General features: G+C 63.6%; 15 protein-coding genes. 12 read left to right on the plus strand and 3 right to left on the minus strand.

Going from position 1 to position 17,995, the window contains the following annotated elements; translation table 11 throughout:
* Both NKJ12_RS25970 and NKJ12_RS25975 read right to left on the minus strand, forming a co-directional pair.
* Positions 1 to 370: aldehyde dehydrogenase family protein (locus NKJ12_RS25970; protein ID WP_352705988.1), on the minus strand; the 370-nt coding region annotated here is incomplete at its 3' end.
* A gap of 315 nt (positions 371 to 685) precedes the next feature.
* The gene (locus NKJ12_RS25975) at positions 686 to 1,636 is read right to left on the minus strand and encodes an AEC family transporter (RefSeq protein WP_352505778.1); all 951 of its coding nucleotides are present in this window, start codon (positions 1,634 to 1,636) and stop codon (positions 686 to 688) included.
* A gap of 149 nt (positions 1,637 to 1,785) precedes the next feature.
* Between NKJ12_RS25975 and NKJ12_RS25980 the strand changes: the two genes are divergently transcribed.
* The 7 genes from NKJ12_RS25980 (at position 1,786) to NKJ12_RS26010 (ending at position 10,602) form a co-directional block, all read left to right on the plus strand.
* Complete coding sequence (locus NKJ12_RS25980) at positions 1,786 to 4,797, plus strand: caspase family protein (protein ID WP_352505777.1); 3,012 nt, start codon at positions 1,786 to 1,788, stop codon at positions 4,795 to 4,797.
* Positions 4,798 to 4,903: 106 nt separating this feature from the next.
* A complete protein-coding gene (locus NKJ12_RS25985) occupies positions 4,904 to 5,452 on the plus strand; it encodes a histidine phosphatase family protein (protein WP_352454578.1) in 549 nt (182 codons plus the stop codon).
* Positions 5,453 to 5,665: 213 nt separating this feature from the next.
* The gene (locus tag NKJ12_RS25990; protein WP_023676462.1) at positions 5,666 to 5,950 is read left to right on the plus strand and encodes an acyl carrier protein; all 285 of its coding nucleotides are present in this window, start codon (positions 5,666 to 5,668) and stop codon (positions 5,948 to 5,950) included.
* Positions 5,951 to 5,989: 39 nt separating this feature from the next.
* Positions 5,990 to 7,177: a beta-ketoacyl-ACP synthase gene (locus tag NKJ12_RS25995; protein ID WP_352505776.1), complete on the plus strand. Its 1,188-nt coding sequence runs from the start codon at positions 5,990 to 5,992 to the stop codon at positions 7,175 to 7,177.
* Positions 7,178 to 7,252: 75 nt separating this feature from the next.
* Positions 7,253 to 8,542, plus strand: coding sequence for a beta-ketoacyl-ACP synthase (locus NKJ12_RS26000; RefSeq protein WP_352505775.1), 1,290 nt, complete (start codon positions 7,253 to 7,255; stop codon positions 8,540 to 8,542).
* Between the two features lie 36 nt (positions 8,543 to 8,578).
* Positions 8,579 to 9,607 (plus strand): zinc-binding dehydrogenase, encoded by a 1,029-nt coding sequence (locus tag NKJ12_RS26005; RefSeq protein ID WP_352505774.1) that lies wholly within the window; start codon positions 8,579 to 8,581, stop codon positions 9,605 to 9,607.
* Between the two features lie 2 nt (positions 9,608 to 9,609).
* Positions 9,610 to 10,602: a lipid A biosynthesis lauroyl acyltransferase gene (locus NKJ12_RS26010; RefSeq protein WP_352688190.1), complete on the plus strand. Its 993-nt coding sequence runs from the start codon at positions 9,610 to 9,612 to the stop codon at positions 10,600 to 10,602.
* A gap of 150 nt (positions 10,603 to 10,752) precedes the next feature.
* Here the strand turns inward: NKJ12_RS26010 and NKJ12_RS26015 are convergent, their stop codons facing one another.
* A complete protein-coding gene (locus NKJ12_RS26015; protein WP_254818202.1) occupies positions 10,753 to 11,181 on the minus strand; it encodes a L,D-transpeptidase in 429 nt (142 codons plus the stop codon).
* Between the two features lie 223 nt (positions 11,182 to 11,404).
* On the opposite strand from NKJ12_RS26015, the gene NKJ12_RS26020 reads away from it, so the two are divergent.
* The 5 genes from NKJ12_RS26020 (at position 11,405) to NKJ12_RS26040 (ending at position 17,990) form a co-directional block, all read left to right on the plus strand.
* Positions 11,405 to 12,694: an acetylornithine deacetylase/succinyl-diaminopimelate desuccinylase family protein gene (locus NKJ12_RS26020; protein WP_352705990.1), complete on the plus strand. Its 1,290-nt coding sequence runs from the start codon at positions 11,405 to 11,407 to the stop codon at positions 12,692 to 12,694.
* 130 nt (positions 12,695 to 12,824) lie between these two features.
* A complete protein-coding gene (locus NKJ12_RS26025) occupies positions 12,825 to 14,303 on the plus strand; it encodes an ABC transporter substrate-binding protein (RefSeq protein ID WP_352705993.1) in 1,479 nt (492 codons plus the stop codon).
* Positions 14,304 to 14,557: 254 nt separating this feature from the next.
* Entirely contained in the window at positions 14,558 to 15,505 is a 948-nt protein-coding gene (locus NKJ12_RS26030) for an ABC transporter permease (RefSeq protein ID WP_352688184.1), read from the plus strand.
* The gene (locus NKJ12_RS26035) at positions 15,502 to 16,371 is read left to right on the plus strand and encodes an ABC transporter permease (RefSeq protein ID WP_352688182.1); all 870 of its coding nucleotides are present in this window, start codon (positions 15,502 to 15,504) and stop codon (positions 16,369 to 16,371) included. Before NKJ12_RS26030 ends, NKJ12_RS26035 begins: the two co-directional genes overlap by 4 nt.
* Positions 16,368 to 17,990, plus strand: a complete 1,623-nt coding sequence (locus NKJ12_RS26040) for an ABC transporter ATP-binding protein (protein ID WP_352705995.1) — start codon at positions 16,368 to 16,370, stop codon at positions 17,988 to 17,990. The genes NKJ12_RS26035 and NKJ12_RS26040 overlap by 4 nt, the downstream gene beginning before the upstream one ends.
* Positions 17,991 to 17,995: the final 5 nt, after the last annotated feature.

Genomic DNA, 17,995 nt, shown 5'->3' on the forward strand with positions numbered 1-17,995 from the left:
GGCCCTCTTCGGCGAACCACAATATGTAGGACGCGGCCGAGCCGATCTCGCCCTTCGATTCGAACAGCGACTTGCCCTGCTCGATGGTCAGCAGTTCGGCCAGCACGTCCTGATTGTCCATCATCGCGTCGTGCAGCTTGCGCAACAGCTTCGAGCGTTCGAGCGCGGTGGTCTTGCGCCATGTCTGGAAAGCAGCGTCGGCGGCTTCGATGGCGCGGCGGGTCTCGGCCTTGCCCGACTTCGGCACTGTGCCGATCTTGAGGCCGGTGGCAGGATTGTTGACGTCGATCGTCTGGCCTGAATCGGCCTGCACCCATTCGCCATTGATGAGATTGGCCTGCCGCATGAAATGGCTGGTTTTCTGAAGCATGATCTCGCCTCCGTTCGGCACCTGGCGGGCCGGTCGCTGATTTCGTGAATGGACGTGCGCGATAGCATCGCTAGAGCCACTGCTCTTAGCCCAGGGCAAGCCCCGCAAGCAATCACAAGATGGCATATAGGGTTTGGGCCAGCCAAAGCGAGAGCGATGCAGCCAAGGCTCCAGGGTATGTTGAGATTCAGGTCAGGCCGAGTCGAGAAGGGTGGGTTCCGAGAACCGGAACGGAGCGGACATTCGGGTCCGTGAGTACCGGAAGCGCAGGAAACCGCCATTCGCAGGCCGGCATCACCTGAATATCGACATACCCTACCCAAAAACATGGACGACCACCGTCAGCCAAAACGCAGTGGTCACGACAGCACAGGCGGTGGCGATGGTCATCTGGTTCGACGCCAGCGCCTGGCCGGTGTTGAACTGCACCGCGATGAGATAGGAATTGATGCCGGACGGCAACGCCGCAACCATCACCGCCACCTTGGCCGTCAATGGCGGCAGGCCGATCAGCCACACCAGGCCGAGAACCAGCGCCGGCATCAGGAACAGTTTCAGCGCCGACAGCGCCAGCGCCGGCCTTACATTGCCGGAGATGCCAAAGCGGCGCAGGCTGAGCCCCATGGCAAACAGCGCAACCGGGGCGGCCGTGCCGGCCAGCGCGTCGCTCAGCCGCGTCGCAAGCACCGGCAGCGGCGCACCGGTGAAGCGCCACGCCAGCCCGGCCAGTATGCCGATGATCAGCGGATTGATGATTACCCTCCTGAGAAAGCTCCTGACGACACGGACCGGATGCACAGGCTCGCTGCCGCCGCGGCCGAACATCTCGAACAGGATTATCGAGGCCATCATCATCACCGGCAGGTGAATGGAGACGAGCAGTGACAGCACTTCGAACCCGGCCGGCCCGAACACGCCGATGATGAAGGGCGCGCCGAGCAGGACGACGTTGGAGAAGGACGACGATACGCCGCCGACGACGCCGGCGCGGGCGTCCCGCCCGAAGATGCGCGTAACAACCAGATGGCCGGTGGCCCAGGTGAGCGCGACCGCCGCGAAATAAGCGCCCCACAGCGACCACGGCGCCACGCCGTGGAAATCGGCCTTTACCATGGTCTGGAACAGCAAAAGCGGCATTGCCACGTTGATGGCGAATTCGGATACGCCCTCGCCGCTCGCCGGCTTCAAATAGCCGGTCAACCCGGCAAGATAGCCGAGCCCGACGAGACTGAAGACGAAGAGGACGGTTTCGGTAAGCGGAGACATTTTTCCCGTGATAGGCGAGCCCTGAGCGCGGCGCAATCGCCCTTCCCCCGCGAATGTACCGGCCAACAATCCGGCCGCTCGGATCTTGCCCGAATTTGCTCATGGTTGGATGCCAGCGCTATACAGGGTTGTCGGGGGACACGCGGCGAATGGGCCTTGTCGGAAATCAGCACTTCTTCAAGCAGGCGTGGCTGACGGCTTTCGTCGGCGCCATGCTTTGCCTCGTGGTGACCTCGGCTCATGCCGCGGAGCCGGCGAGCCTCAAGGGTGTGGCGCTGATCGTCGGCCAGTCGAAATACCAGCACATAGCGGCTCTTCCCAACCCCGCCAACGACGCCCGCGACATCGCCAAGATGCTGACCGACCTCGGCTTCGACGCGCGCAGTGTAACCGACCGCGACACGGCAAAGCTGAAGCGCGACCTCGAGCGTTTCGCCGAGGATGCAGAGGACGCCGACGTCGCCTTGATCTACTATTCCGGCCACGGCATCGAGGCCGGCGGCGAAAACTATCTGGTGCCGGTCGACGCCGACGTTTCTTCATTGAAGGACGCCGATCAGGCCCTGGTGCCGATCTCCGCCGTCATGGACGAATTGAAGACGACCGTGCCGGTAACGATCATGTTGCTCGATGCCTGCCGCACCAACCCGTTTCCGGCGGATGCGGTGCTGCGCCGGGCGCCGACGGCCTCGGCCTCCCCGATCAGCGCCGGCGGATTGGAGCCGGTGCGCGGTGCCAGGGCACTGGCAAACGCGACCGCGACGGAAAATCTGGGAACGGTGATCGGCTTTGCCGCCGAGCCGGGGCGGCCGGCACTCGACGGCATCGTCGGCGAAAACAGCCCCTACGCAGCGGCACTTCTGCGCCACCTAGCGGCAATGAAGGGCACCGAGTTCGGCTCGGTCATGCGCATGGTGACCGAGGAGGTCTATCTCGACACCAAGGCAAGGCAGCGGCCATGGGTCAATGAAAGCCTGCGCCGGCTGCTCTATTTCGGCGTTGCACCGCAGGAGCCGACCGGCGACGACGACCTGATCACCGGCGAGCGGCGGCAATTGCTGCTGACGATCGCCGAGTTGCCGAACCCCAAGCGGGCACAGGTCGAACTGGCCTCGCTGCAGGACGGCGTGCCGCTCGACGCGCTTTATGGCGTGCTGAAGGCGCTCGGCACCGAAAAGATGCCGGAGGACCCCACCGACCTGCAAAAGCTGCTTGATGCGCAGGCCGAGCGCCTGAAGAAGATGATCTCCGAGCGCAACGCGCTGCGCACCGACGACCCCGAGATCAGCCGCCTCGTCGCCTCGGCCGACAAAGCGATCGGCCAGGGCGCCATCGTCACCGCGCGCAACTTCCTCGACCAGGCGGTGGGCCGGGTCGAGCAGGCCAGCGGCGTGGTCGATCGGGCAGAGGATCTGGTCAGGCAGAAGCGTCTTGCCGACGCGGCGATCTATGCCAGGCGCGCCGACGCTTCGGCGCTGGTCTTCGACTATCTGTCGGCCGCCAACGACTACGGCGAGGCCTTCTCGCTGGTCGAGAGATGGGACGACAGGCTGCGCTGGAACTACAAGAACCAGGAGGCGGAAGCGCTCAACGCGCATGGCAACGCCACCGGCGACAGGCAAGCGCTGCAGCACGCTATCGACGCCTACCGCGTCATCCTGAACTTCATCCCCAATGGCGAGCAGAACCGCGACTGGGCGATCACCCGCAACAACATGGCGGTGGTGCTGCAGACGATCGGCGAGCGCGAGCGCGAAACCGACCGGCTGGAAGAGGCAGCGAAAATCTTTCGCGATTCGCTTGCCGTGTTCGAGCGCGAGAAGGACGACATCAACTGGGCCGCGGCCCAGAACAACCTGGCCAATGTGCTGTTGAAGATCGGCGAACGCGAGAGCGACCCGAAACGCCTGAATGAGGCGGTGGTGGCGATGCGCGCCACGCTGGAGAAGCGGCCCCGCGACAAAGTCCCGCTGGACTGGGCCGCCTCGCAAAGCAACCTTGGCCTTGCGCTTTACGCGCTTTCGGAGCGCGAACCGGACGGCGAGCGCCTGACCGAGGCCGAGGCCGCCTACCGGCTGGCGCTTGAAGAATACACGCGCGAAAAGGCGCCCGTTCAGTGGGCGATGGTCCAGAACAATCTCGGCAACACGCTGGTGTCTCTCGGCACGCAACGCAACGACAAGGCAAAAATCGACGAGGCAGCCGCGGCATTCCGCGCCGCGCTCGAAATCCGCACACGCGACACCTTCCCGCTCTCCTGGGCGAGCAGCCGTCTCAATCTGGGTAACGCGCTGAGCAGTGCTGCCCGTTTCGATCTCGGCACCGGCCTGCTCGAAGAGGCGGCTGCCGCCTATGGCGACGCGCTGACCATATTCACACGCCAACGTTTTCCGACGGATTGGGCTTCGGCGGAGAACAATCTCGGCTCGATCTACCAGACGCTCGGCCAGCGCACGCGCGATCCTGCCAGGCTTGAGCAATCGGCGGCCGCATACCGGGCGGCACGGCGCGTCTACACCAAGAAGGAGTTTCCGCTCGACTGGGCGATGACCCACTACAATCTCGGCAACACGCTGCAACTGCTCGGCGGCGTGACCGACAAGCCGGTGCATTACGAGGAGGCGATCGAGGCCTATCGCGATGCACTTCGCGAATACAAGCGCGAGACGACGCCGCGGCAATGGGCACTGGCGCAGGCCGGTCTAGGCTCGGCGCTGCAATGGCTGAGCATGAGCGAGGCCGATCCCCGCAAACTGGCCGCTTCGATCGCCGCGCGCCGGGCAGCGCTGGAGGTGCTGACCTTCGAGACCTCGCCCGTCGACTGGGCGAACGCGCAGAACGGCATCGGCATGAGCCTGATCAATCTAGGCAATCTCGAACGCACCGGCAAATATCTGGACGAAGCCGAAGCCGCCTTCGAGGCAACGCTCAAGGTCTTCACCCGCGAAAGCCAGCCGATGCAATGGGCCTTCGAGCAGAACAATCTCGGCGACGTCCACTGGAACCGCGGCAGCTATGGCGGTGGCAATGCCGAATACCAAAAGGCGATCGAATTCTTCGAGAACGCCAAGCAGGGCTTTACCGATGCTGGCTATACACTCCCCATCCCGCTGACCGACCGCAAGATCGATCTGGTGAAGAAGCAGATAGCGAAGAAATAGGCGTCTCGGCCGCAGGTTGCACTCGGCTTGTCTTTCAGCCGGCTTTGCCGTCCCTATATGCCGGTCACCGGGGACCTGCCTGCCGGTCACCCGAAAAGGATGTCTGATGCTTCGATTTGTGCTGGCGCTGCTGTTGCTTGCCGTTTCCGCCACAGCCCATGCGACGGAAGCCGGCTGGGCGCTGCTGCGCGACGGCGGGCATGTGGTGCTGCTTCGCCATGCCATGGTCACCGGCACCACCGATGCGGCCAATTTCGACCTCGGCAAATGCGCCACCCAGGTCAATCTCTCTGAGCGCGGCAAGCAACAGGCGCGCAAGATCGGCGCGCTGTTTGGCGCCCGCGCGGCACCGGTCGAGCGCGTGCTGTCCAGCCGCTATTGCCGCTGCCTCGAAACCGCGCGCATAGCTTTCGAAAGCGAACCGGAGCCGTTCGCACCGCTTGACCTGCTGAAGACCGACGAAAAGGAGAAGGCCGCTCAGATCGCTGCGATCCTGGCAGAGATCCGCGGCTATTCCGGCTCCGACAATCTGGTCATGGTCACGCATCTCGAAGACATCAAGGAATTGACCGGCATCTCGCCGCGCGAAGGCGAAGCCGTGGTCGTCGAGCCGCAAGGCGACGGATTGCGCGTGCTCGGCCGCGTTACCTTCTGACCGGGCCGGTCGCTCCTCGCGTCGAGCGAGATAGGTGTTGCCGAAATGCCACTGCCACGAGAAGCCGTGGTTGGATTCCGATCTCATCTTGCTCTGCCAGAACATCAATCCCATCTGCGCCCGGCGTATCAGGCCTTTTCCTGCCCGGAAAAACCGATTAGACAGCCCAAAACACATGCGGACAGATTCCGCCCGCAATCGAAGGAAAAGCCCTTGTCCACCACGTTCGACAAAGTCGCCAAGATCATCGCCGACACCAGCGAGATCGACATCGAGACGATCACGCCCGAAAGCCACACCATCGACGATCTCGGCATCGACAGCCTCGACTTCCTCGACATCGTCTTTGCCATTGACAAGGAATTCGGCATCAAGGTGCCATTGGAAAAGTGGACGCAGGAGGTCAATGACGGCAAGGCCTCGACCGACGACTATTTCGTCATGAAGAACCTGTGCGCCAAGATCGACGCGCTCGTCGCCGCCAAGAACGCCATCTAAGCACTGCGCTTGACGCGCCCTCACCCACAACAGCCGCCCATGAACCCCCGCGACGTCGTCATATCAGGCATCGGCCTTGTCTCGTCACTGGGCGAGGGTCCGGATGCGCATTGGCAAAAGCTCGTCCAGCCGCGCCTTGAACCGGTTCTGGAGGCCTCGCGCTTCTCGCCCTATACGGTCCACCCGCTGCCGGAGATCGACTGGAACCTGCAGATCGCCAAGCGTGGCGACCAGCGGCAGATGGAGACCTGGCAGAGGCTCGGCACCTATGCGGCCGGCCTTGCGCTCGACGATGCCGGCATCAAGGGCAATGACGAACTCTGCGCGACCATGGACATGGTGGTGGCCGCCGGCGGCGGCGAGCGCGACGAGGCGGTCGACGCGGCCATTCTCGCGGCATCGGAAAGCCGCAATGACCGCGACGTGCTGCTCAACGAGAAGCTTACCACGGAATTGCGCCCGACGCTGTTTCTGGCACAGCTCTCCAACCTGCTCGCCGGCAACATCTCGATCGTCCATAAGGTGACGGGATCATCGCGCACCTTCATGGGCGAGGAAGGTGCCGGCGTTGCCGCTGTCGAGACGGCGGCCGCGCGCATCCGCTCCGGCCAGTCGACGCATATACTGGTCGGCGGCGCTTTCCAGACCGAACACTCCGACATGCTGCTCGGCTATGAACTGGCCGGCTACCTGCATCGCGGTCCGTGGACGCCGGTCTGGCAAAGGCAAGGTGCCGAGGGCGGCGGCGTGGTGACCGGATCCGGCGGCGCGTTTCTCGTTCTGGAGCAGCGCGAGCATGCGGAAAGCCGTGGCCGGAAGATCTATGCGGAACTCGGCCCGATCCTGTCCGGCCGTGCCAAGCGCCGGCGGGGCGAACTCGACGGTGAGATCGCCGCGCTGCTGAAGCAGGCCGCATTGCCGAATGGCGAGCTGCTCGCGATCTCCGGCGCTTCGGGCGCCCATGCCGCGACCGCCGCCGAGAAATCGGCGCTCGACGCCAATCCGGCGATCGCCGCACGCGGCTTTTCGACGCTGACCGGCCACATGAAGGAAGCGCAGTTCCCCTTTGCCGTTGCGCTGGCGGTACTGGCTGTCGACCGCAAGGCCGCCTACCCTGTGTTCGACGCCACAGTCGAAAAACCGTTTGCCGGTGTCCCGAAGACCGTCCTTGCAACGGCGATCGGCTATCACCAATTCGAGGGTATGGCGCTGATCAAAGCCGCCTAGAGCATCGGACCGAAAAGTGTGACGCGGTTTTCGGGCGATGCGACGCTCCAAGAGAAACAGGTTTTTGGACAACAAATGGCCAATCTGAACGACCATATGGGCAGGCCGATCGTCGCGGTCACCGGCATCGGCGTGGTGACGTCGCTCGGTGTCGGCAAGGCCGACAATTGGGCGGCGCTGACATCGGGCAAATCCGGCATCCATCCGATCACCCGCTTCCCGGTCGATCATCTCAACACCCGCATCTCCGGCATGGTCGACTTCCTGCCGTCGAGCTCCAAGGGCGCCAGTCTCCTCACCTATGAGCTTGCCGAAACCGCCGCCCAGGAAGCGATGTCGGAGGCGGGCCTCGATGCCGGCGATTTCGGCGGACCGCTGTTCCTCGCTTCGCCGCCGGTCGAGCTCGACTGGAGCGAGCGCTTTTCGCTCTACAATTCCGACAAGCCCAATAATTCAGACAGGCACGATTCCGGCGCCGAAAGGCTGCTGCGGGTAGCGCGCGGCCTCAGAGAACTCGACATCTTCGAGACCACCCAGTTCGGCTCGATTGCCGACCGGCTTGCCGACCGTTTCGGCACGCGCGGCCTGCCGATTACGCTGTCGACCGCGTGCGCTTCGGGCGCCACCTCGATCCAGCTCGGCGTCGAGGCGATCCGCCGCGGCGAATGCGACAGGGCGCTGTCGATCGGCGCCGACGGCTCGGCGACCGCCGAGGCGCTGATCCGCTTCTCGCTTCTATCGGCGCTCTCCACCCATAACGACATCCCTGAAAAGGCCTCAAAACCCTTCTCCAAGGATCGCGACGGCTTCGTGCTCGCCGAAGGCTCGGGCGCCCTTGTGCTGGAATCGCTGGAGGCAGCACTTGCCCGCGGCGCCACCGTTCTCGGCATATTGCGCGGCTGCGGCGAAAAGGCCGACGACTTCCATCGCACCCGCTCTAAGCCGGACGGTTCGCCGGCGATCGCGGCGGTGCGCGCCGCTCTTGCCGATGCCGGCTTGAGCGAGGACGGGATCGATTATGTCAACGCCCATGGCACCTCGACGCCCGAAAACGACAAGATGGAGCATTTGTCGCTGTCGACGGTGTTCGGCGAGCGGATCTCGTCAATGCCGGTCTCGTCGAACAAGTCGATGATCGGCCATACCCTATCGGCTGCCGGTGCTGTCGAGGCAGCATTTTCGCTGATGACGATGCGCGAAAGCGTCATTCCGCCGACCATCAACTACGACAATCCCGACCCGGCGATCGTCCTCGACGTGGTGCCGAACACCAAGCGCAACGCCGAGGTCGGCACGGTCCTGTCGAACTCCTTCGGCTTCGGCGGCCAGAACACCTGCCTTGTCATGGCGCGGGAACCGGTCTAAGCGACCTTTTTCAGCCAGACTGAACCGACAGGCACCATGCGCGCATTGCAACTTATCGAGGACCGCCGCCTTGAAACGGTGGACCTGCCGCCCCCGCCGCAACCTGCGCTAGGCGAGGTGACGCTGCGCATCAAGGCCGTGGCGCTGAACCACATCGACGTCTGGGGCTGGCGCGGCATGGCTTTTGCCAAGCGCAAGCTGCCGCTGGTCGTCGGCGCCGAGGCCTCGGGCGAGGTCGAGGCGGTCGGCCCCGGCGTTTCCAGCCTTGTGCCCGGGCAATTGGTCTCGATCTATGGCGCCCGCACCTGCGGGCTTTGCCGCGCCTGCCGCGAAGGCCGCGACAATCTCTGCGAGCATGTTTCGGGCGTGCACGGCTTCCATCTCGACGGCTTTGCGCAGGAAAAGATCAACCTGCCGGCGCGCCTTCTGGTCCCAGTTCCGCCCGGCGTGAGCGAAATCGGCGCGGCGGTGGCGCCTGTCACCTTCGGCACGGTCGAGCACATGCTGTTCGACAATGCCCGGCTGCAGTCCGGCGAGACGATACTGGTCCATGCCGGCGGCTCCGGCATCGGCTCCGCCGCGATTCAGCTGGCCAAGAAGATGGGCTGCACGGTCATCACCACCGTCGGCTCGAACGACAAGATCGACAAGGCCAAGGCGCTCGGCGCCGACCACGTCATCAATTACCGCGACGACCGCTTCGAAGGCGTCGTGCGCAAGCTGACCAAGAAGAAGGGCGTCGACGTGGTGTTCGAGCATGTCGGCGCCGACACCTTTGCCGCCTCGATGCTGTGCCTCAAACGCGGCGGTCGGCTGGTCACCTGCGGCTCGACCTCGGGCGTGTCGACGCAGATCAATTTGATGCAGTTGTTCCAGCAGCAGCTGAAGCTGCTAGGCTCGTTCGGCTGCCGCATGGAAAACATGGCCGACGCCATGCAGAAGATGGCGGCGGGCCTGGTCGCGCCGGTGATCGACACCGAGGTCGGCTTCGACGGCATCGATGCGGCGCTGAAACGCATGGAAGGCCGCGACGTCTTCGGCAAGATCATCCTGCGCGTCGGCTGAGAATGATCGGCAACGCCTTCAAGAAGATCCGCAGGGACCTGGGATTCCGCTATGGCAGGCGGCTTCGCCAGTTCAATTACTGGCTGGTCGCGCGGGTCGCGATGATCATCATCTCCGCGCTGCGCCTGCTGCCGCCCGACAGCGCGCTCAATTTTGCCGACCGCGCCGCCCGCCGCATCGGCCCTTGGGTGGCGCGCCATCAGGTTGCGGTCGACAATCTGCGCCAGGCCTATCCGGAAAAAAGCGATGCCGAGATCGAAGCGATCGCTTCCGACATGTGGGGCAACATGGCCCGCCTGGCCGCCGAATACATTTTTCTCGATGCTTTGTTCGACTACGATCCCACTGCGACGAAGCCAGGCCGCGTCGAGGTCAAGGGCGTGGAGCATTTCGTGCGCATCGCGGGCGAGGACAAGCCGCATATCGTCTTCACCGGGCATCTCGGCAATTTCGAACTGCTGCCGGTGGCGGCGGCGACTTTCGGCATGAATATCACGGCGCTGTTTCGCCCGCCCAACAACCCTTACCTCGCCGACTACATCCTCTCGACCCGCCGCTCGAGCATGGGATCGCTGCTGCCGTCTTCGACCGGTGCCTCGTTCGCGCTTGCGGCCGTCCTGGAGAAGGGCGGCAATATCGGCGTGCTAGTCGACCAGAAATTCACCGGCGGGCTCGAGACGACATTCTTCGGCCGCCGCTGCGAGAGCAACCGGGTCCTCGGCACCCTGGCGCGGCACTACGATTGCGATGTCTACCCGGCGCGCTGCGTGCGCTTGCCGAACAATCGTTTCCGGCTCGAGATCGAGGACAAGCTCACCTTGCCGCGCACCGCCGGCGGCAGTGTCGACGTCCCCGCCACCACCCAGCTTCTCAACGACGTCGTCGAGCGCTGGGTGCGCGAAGACCCCGGCCAGTGGATGTGGTTCCACAAGCGCTGGGAGATCAGCAAGCGCAAAAAGCGTCGGCCGGTGACAATGCGCGACAAAGCCGCTTGAGCGGAAACCATAGCAAGCGTTTTCCGCTACTGACGTATTTTGTTCTTGCTTTGTGCCGGCAGCTATGCTACAAATTTAGTTATGGTGCTATTTGGCTCCGACGAACCCGCCGCTCCGGCGGGTTTTTTGTTGCGGGCCGGGGAGCAGACCCTAATTCGTCACGAGGATCCGCGTATTGCCGAAGCCGGCTTTGCGCACCATCGAATAGAATGCGGCCGCGTTGCTGGGGTGAAGGCGCACACAGCCATGCGATGCCGGGCGCCCCAATTGCCGGATCGCGCCGGTGCCGTGGATGGCATAGCCGCCGCGGAAGAACACCGAATAGGGCATCGGCGACATGTCGTATTTGCGCGAATACCACATCCGGGCCGTCCGCTGTGGACGATAGCTGCCGCGTGGCGTGATGTAGCCTTTGCGGGCGGTGGAAACGCTCCACCGGTAATACGACAGCCCGTATCTTACCGTCATCGTCTGTGAGGAAATATCGATGTTCGCGACCAGGCTGGCCGCACGACTCTCGAACGACGAACCGAACAGCATCGCTACTAATGCCGCTGCCATGAGAACAGTGTTTTTCATGCAATCAAACCCCTTTGATGCCCCTTGCCTGCCTGCCCTCACGCTGTTCCCCAGCGTTTTGATGGCAAGCCAGCGAGCTAACACTTACTCCCTGACGATTTCACCAATCCCAAGCAGCGAATTTGAACGATTTCCCGCAATAGTTGCCGTAACGACACGCAATCGCCTGGCAATTCGGCCATCGGGCTTGCAAAACCCCCTCATCCGCTGCTCAATTCGCCGAATGAACGAACCGAACGAACGGCTCCTCAAGGCTATCGATGACCGAGCCGATGATCTGGTTGCACTGACTGCGGATCTGATCCGCTTTCCGACCATCAATCCGCCCGGCGAAGCCTATCGGCCATGTGCCGAATATATCGGCGCGCGGCTGAAGAAGCGTGGTTTTGAGATCGAATTCATCCGTGCCAAGGGCACGCCTGGCGACACTGACCGTTACCCGCGCGTCAACGTCGTCGCCCGCTTCGATGGCCGGGCGCCGGGTGCTTGCGTGCACTTCAATTCGCATATCGACGTCGTCGAGCCTGGCGACGGCTGGAGCCTCGATCCGTTCGCCGGCATCGTCAGGGACGGCAAGATCTATGGCCGCGGCGCTTGCGACATGAAAGGCGGGCTTGCCGCCTCGATCATCGCCGCTGAAGCCTTCATGGAGGTCTTTCCCGATTTTCCCGGCGCCATCGAGATTTCAGGCACGGTCGACGAGGAGTCCGGCGGCTTTGGCGGCGTCGCGCATCTGGCCAAGCTCGGCTATTTCTCCAGGCCGAAGGTCGACCACGTCATCATTCCCGAACCGCTCAACAAGGATCGCATCTGCCTTGGCCATCGCGGCGTCTGGTGGGCCGAGATCGAGACCAGGGGCGAGATCGCGCACGGCTCGATGCCGTTCCTCGGCGACAATGCGGTGCGCCATATGGGCGCCGTGCTGCGCGCCTTCGAGGACGAATTGTTTCCGGCGCTCGACCGCAAGATGACGCGCATGCCGGTCGTGCCCGAAGGCGCAAAACGCTCAACCATGAACATCAACTCGGTCCATGGCGGCCAGACGGAGGATTTCCGGCCCGGCCTGCCCTCGCCCAACGTGCCCGATTCCTGCCGGCTGACCATCGACCGCCGCTTCCTGCTCGAAGAGGATCTCGCTACGGTCAAGAGCGAGGTGACCGATATCCTCGAACGGCTGAAGCGCGAGCGCAAAAAGTTCGACTACGAAATCCGCGATCTGATGGAGGTGCTGCCGCTGATGACCGAGCGCGACGCGCCGGTGGTTAAGGCGGTCGCGCAAGGCATCATGGAGATATTCGACCGCGAACCGGATTACGTGATTTCGCCCGGCACTTACGACCAGAAGCACATCGCCCGTATCGGCCACATCTATGACTGCATCGCCTATGGCCCGGGCATCCTCGATCTCGCCCACCGGCCCGATGAATGGGTCGGCATTGCCGACATGCAGGACTCGGCAAAGGTGATGGCGATCGGCCTCGACGTTCTGCTGAGGGACGCCGGCCCGCGATGATCCGGCCATGGGCGAAAAAACATTCCTCCCGGCGACCGCCGACGGGACGAAACGCAATTTACTCGGCGGCGAATTCACGCTTCTATCCGGCCGGGTTTGAGCACGTGTTTTAGACATGGGGAGTTGCACGATGAAATTGTGGAAAACCGTTCTGGCCGCCGCGGCGCTGGCGTTGGCCGCCGGAACCTCGGCGATGGCCGCGCGCACCGACCTGGTCATCGGCATTACGCTCGAACCCCCGCATCTCGACCCGACCGCGGGTGCCGCCGCGGCAATCGACGAGGTACTCTATGCAAATGTCTTCGAGGGCCTGACCCGCATCGGCCCGAACGGCGAGGTGCTGCCCGATCTCGCCGAAAGCTGGAGCATTTCCGACGACGGCAAGGTCTACACTTTCAAGCTGCATACAGGCGTGAAATTCCATGACGGCAGCGACTTCAACGCCGACGACGTGAAATTCTCGCTCGATCGTGCCCGCGCCGACAATTCCCTCAACGCGCAAAAGAGCCTGTTCGCCGCCATCGACAAGGTCGAGGTCGTCGATCCCACGACGGTGAATGTCACGCTGAAGAACCCGCAAGGCTCGTTCCTCTACAATATGGGCTGGGGCGACGCGGTTATCGTCGCGCCTGAGACAGCCGACACCAACAAGGAAAAACCGATCGGCACCGGCCCGTTCAAATTCCAGAACTGGGCCAAGGGCTCGTCGATCACGCTGGTCAAGTCGGAAAATTACTGGGGCGCCCCGGTGTTCCTCGACAAGGCCGAGTTCCGCATCATTCCAGATGCCGCCGCCGCAGTTCCGGCGCTGCTTTCCGGCGACGTCCAGGCCTTTCCGTTCTTCGATCCTGACAGTGTCGCCCAGGTCAAGGACGACCCACGCTTCAAGGTGGTGATCGGCTCGACCGAGGGTGAAACCATCCTGTCGATCAACAACAAGAAGCCGCCCTTCGACAAGCTGCAGGTCAGGCAGGCGATTTCCTTTGCGCTCGATCGCAAGGCGATCATCGACGGCGCCTCGGCCGGCCTCGGCGTGCCGATCGGCTCGCACATGTCGCCCGCCAGCAAGGCCTATGTCGACCTCACCGGCCTCTACCCGCACAATGTGGAGAAAGCCAAGGAGTTGCTGAAGGAAGCCGGCCTGGAGAATGGCTTCAAGGCGACGCTGAAGCTGCCGCCGCCCTCCTATGCGCGGCTTGGTGGCGAGATCATCGCCTCGGAGCTTCGCGAAATCGGCATCGATCTCGAGATCATCCCGGTCGAATGGGCGCAATGGCTGGACCAGGTCTTCACCAAGAAGGATTACGACCTGACCATCGTTTCCCACACCGAGCCTAACGACATCGATATCTATTCGCGCAAGGACTATTACTTCAACTACGACAACCCGGCCTTCGACAAGATCATCGACGAGCTGAACCTTACCTCCGACGAGGCCAAGCGCATGACGCTGCTCGGCGAGGCGCAGAAGGTCCTGGCCGATGACGCCGTGGTCGGCTTCCTCTACGAATTGCCGAAGGTCGGCGTCTGGGACGCCAAACTGCAGGGCCTGTGGGAAAACGCCCCGATCCAGGCCAACGACCTGACCAAGGTGAAGTGGACGGATTGATCGCTGACAGAAAGGCGAAAGTTGCACTCCGTCACACCCCCCTCTGTCCTGCCGGACATCTCCCCCTCAAGGGGGGAGATTGAGCCCTCACCGCCGCTTTCGCTAACCACTAGCGTTGCAAGGACTGTGCCGGCGTGGAAACTGCCAATCTCCCCCCTTGAGGGGGAGATGTCCGGCAGGACAGAGGGGGGTGGGCGGGAACGCAAGCTTCGCCCGGTTTTTGCGTTCGCCAACACAGCGGTTCCTCAACGTCCATGACCGCCTACCTCCTCAAGCGGCTCGCCATCGCCGTCGTCACGCTGGTTCTGGCCTCGATGGTGGTCTTTGCCGTGCTGGAAATCATTCCCGGCGACCCGGCGCGGCTGATGCTTGGCCTGAACGCCAGCGCCGACCAGATCGAATTGCTGCGCAACCAGATGGGTCTCAACGCTCCCGTCGTGCTGCGCTATCTGCATTGGGCCGGCGGCTTGCTGAGCCTCGATTTCGGCCGTTCCTACACCTATTCGGTGCCGGTCATCGATCTGGTCCGTGAGCGCCTCGTCGTCTCGCTGCCGCTGGCACTGATGGCGCTGGCGCTGTCCACCGTCATTGCCATTCCGGTCGGACTGTTTTCCGCCAGCCGGCGCGGCCGGGCCGGCGACACGATCGCGATGGGTGCCGCCCAGCTTGGCGTCGCCGTGCCCAATTTCTGGTTTGCGCTGATGCTGATTTATCTGTTCGCTGTCTGGCTGCGGCTGGTGCCGGGCGGCGGCTTTCCCGGCTGGAGCCCCGGCGTCTGGCCGGCACTGAAATCGCTACTTCTGCCGGCGGTCGCCCTCGCTCTGCCACAGGCGGCGATCCTCGCCCGGGTCACCCGCTCGGCGCTGATCGAAGTGCTGAACGAGGACTACATCCGAACCGCCCGCGCCAAGGGCCTGCCCTATCGCCTTGTCTTGTGGCGGCATGCGCTGCGCAACGCCATGATCCCGGTGGTCACCATTCTAGGCCTGCAATTCGCTTTCCTGCTTGCCGGCACCATCATCATCGAGAACGTCTTCTACTTGCCCGGCCTCGGCCGGCTGGTGTTCCAGGCGATCAATCAGCGTGACCTGATCGTGGTCGAGAGCGTCGTCATGTTGCTGGTCGCCGCGGTCATCATCGTCAATTTCGTTGTCGATCTCTCCTATGCGGTGGTCGATCCGCGCCTGAGAGGCCGGCAATGACGCTGCACATCGACATCCCCGACGAGAACCTTGCCGGCATCCTGGCCAAGGCGTTTCGAAACCGTTCGTTCCTCGCCGGCTTCTTCATCACCGCACTGGTGGCGGCGGTCGCGATCCTGTCGTTCTTCTGGACGCCTTACGATGTCACCAATCTGGTCATTTCCGACAAGACCCAGGCGCCGTCGCTGGCGCACTGGTTCGGCACCGACCATTTCGGTCGCGACATCCTGTCGATGATCATGGTTGGCGCCCGCAACTCGATTGCCGTGGCGCTGGTGGCGGTCGGCATCGGCATGGGCGTCGGCGTACCGCTCGGCGCCTTTGCCGCGGCGCGCGGCGGCTTCGCCGACGACGTGCTGATGCGGTTGAACGATTTGGTCTTCGCCTTTCCGGCGCTGCTTTCGGCAATTATGATCACCGCCATCTTCGGGCCGGGCGCGTTCAACGCCATCATTGCCATTGGCATCTTCAACATCCCGGTGTTCGCGCGCGTCGCCCGGGCCGGCGCCCTGGCGATCTGGCCGCGCGAATTCATCCTCGCCGCCCGCGCCGCCGGCAAGAGCAGGACGCTGATCAGCATCGAACATGTGCTGCCCAACATCGCCACGCTGCTGCTGGTGCAAGGCACCATCCAGTTCGCGCTGGGCATACTGGCCGAAGCCGGGCTTTCCTATGTCGGGCTGGGCACCCAGCCGCCAATGCCGAGCTGGGGCCGCATGCTGTTCGATGCCCAGACCCGCATGGTGGTGGCGCCTTGGATGGCGATCTTTCCAGGCATGGCGATCGTCGTCACCGTGCTTGGCCTGAACCTGCTTGGCGACGGCATTGCCGACATTCTCGATCCGAAATCGCGGCGGCAGCGATGAGCCTGCTCGAAATCGAGAAGCTGTCGCTGACCATCGGCAGCACCCGTATCCTCAGAGACATCGAACTTTCCGTCGCGCCGGGCGAAGTGATGGGGCTGGTTGGCGAATCCGGCTCCGGCAAGTCGATGACGGCGCTCACGGTGATGCAGCTTCTGCCCTGGGCGGCGCACGCCAGCGGACGCATCAACTTCGACGGCGTCGACATCCTTGCCGCCAGCGAGGACCAGATGTGCGCGCTGCGCGGCGACGACATCGGCATGGTGTTCCAGGAGCCGATGACGGCGCTCAATCCGGTCAAAACCATCGGCGAGCAGGTCGCCGAGGGTATTCGCTGGCACACCAGGGCGAGCCGCGCCGACGCTGAGGAACGGGCGCGAAAAATGCTGGACCGGGTCGGCCTGCCGGCAGCACAATTCCCGCTCTCGCGTTATCCGCACGAACTCTCCGGCGGCCAGCGTCAGCGCGTCGTCATTGCCATTGCCTGTGCACTGAAACCCAAGCTGCTGATCGCCGACGAGCCGACGACCGCGCTCGACGTGGTGCTGCAGGCGCAGATCCTCGACCTGCTGCGAGATCTCGTAGCGGAAAACCGCATGGGCCTGCTGCTGATCTCGCATGACCTCGCAGTGGTGACCGAGATGGCGGACCGCATCACCATCCTGCGCCATGGCGAGGTGATGGAGGCCGGCGATACCGCGCGCACGCTGTCGGAACAACTTCATCCCTACACGCGACAGCTGGCGCAGGCCTCGATGCATGTGCCGGCGCGGGCCAAGACACACGACAGCGGATCGGCCAAACCGCTGCTTCAGGTAGAGAACGTAACGCGGGACTATCCGGGACGGCGCGTATCGCTGTTGAAACGCGCGGCTCCCATCCGCGCCGTCGACGATGTCTCCTTCGCGATGGCGCCCGGCCGGTCGGTGGCGCTGGTCGGGCGTTCCGGCTGCGGCAAGTCGACGCTTGCTCGCATGATCCTGGCACTGGACAAGCCGACGACCGGTACGATCCGCTTCCGCGGCGACACCCTCATCGGCAAGAGCGAGGTGGAGCTAAAGCCGGCACGGCGCGACATGCAGGTCGTGTTCCAGGACCCGTATGGCTCGTTCGACCCACGCCAGAAGGTCGAAAGATTGGTGGCCGAGCCGCTGCATGTGCTGGAGAAGAAGCCGGCGCCCGCCGCGCGGCGCGAGATGGTGGCGCATGCGCTGCACGAGGTCGGCCTTTCACCAGGCGACATGGACAAGTATCCGCATGAGTTTTCGGGTGGCCAGCGTCAGCGCCTTTCGATCGCCCGCGCCATCATCACGCGGCCGAAGCTGGTCGTCGCCGACGAGCCGGTCTCGGCGCTCGACGTCTCGATCCGCGCCCAGATCCTCGATTTGTTCGCGGAGCTCAACCAGAAGCTCGGTATCGCCTATCTGTTCATCACCCATGATCTGACCGTCGCCCGCGCCATCACCGACGAAGTGATGGTCATGCATGACGGCAAGATCGTCGAGCGCGGCAGGACAAGCGAAGTGCTCGACCACCCGCAATCCGCAGCGGCCAAGGCGTTGGTCGCCGCCGCTCCCGATTTGCATCGGGCGATCGCGAAACGGCTGCAGGAACAGGGGTGAGCGGC

Source organism: Mesorhizobium sp. M0195, assembly GCF_040322115.1.
Classification (GTDB): Bacteria; Pseudomonadota; Alphaproteobacteria; order Rhizobiales; family Rhizobiaceae; genus Mesorhizobium.